2 tRNA genes are annotated in these 608 nt (G+C 41.1%); both read left to right on the top strand.

Annotated elements, in window-relative coordinates:
- Nucleotides 1-107 precede the first annotated feature (107 nt).
- Nucleotides 108-184: transfer RNA gene (locus ACXVWB_RS11250), tRNA-Ile, on the top strand.
- A gap of 53 nt (nucleotides 185-237) precedes the next feature.
- Nucleotides 238-313 (top strand) — tRNA-Ala (locus tag ACXVWB_RS11245).
- The last annotated feature ends 295 nt before the right edge of the window (nucleotides 314-608 follow it).

The raw sequence follows: 608 nt of genomic DNA, 5'->3' as shown, positions 1-608 counted from the left end.
AACCTGCGGTTGGATCACCTCCTTACCAAAGACGAGAGACAATAAGTGTCCACACAGATTGATTGATATATTGTAGACAATATCGAGCAGAAAGCCGTTATTCCCTTGGGTCTGTAGCTCAGGTGGTTAGAGCGCACCCCTGATAAGGGTGAGGTCGGTGGTTCAAGTCCACTCAGACCCACCACTCAAACTGAGTGAGTGATGAAGGTGAATAGGGTGGTAAATAAACGATGATATGGGGATATAGCTCAGCTGGGAGAGCGCCTGCCTTGCACGCAGGAGGTCAGCGGTTCGATCCCGCTTATCTCCACCACTTATCATCGTTAAGTAAATTGACTGATTTAATGCTTAAAATGCTTTAATGAGTTTATTTAACGATGATAACTGAAAATGTTATTTATTTCTGTTCTTTAACAACCAGGAAACAAGCTGAAAAACTGAAGAGACTTTCAAGTCCTTTAAGGATAAGAAAAAGTCTGAGTAAGAATAAAATCTTGATTGAACAAAAGCAATCAAGTGTTTAGTTGAAAACACAACATCAAGAATTTTTGAGGTTGTATAGTTAAGTGACTAAGCGTACAAGGTGGATGCCTTGGCAATCAGAGGCG

It is taken from the genome of Haemophilus sp. SZY H53 (genome assembly GCF_054332375.1).
This window is presented reverse-complemented; position numbering and strand designations above follow the sequence as displayed.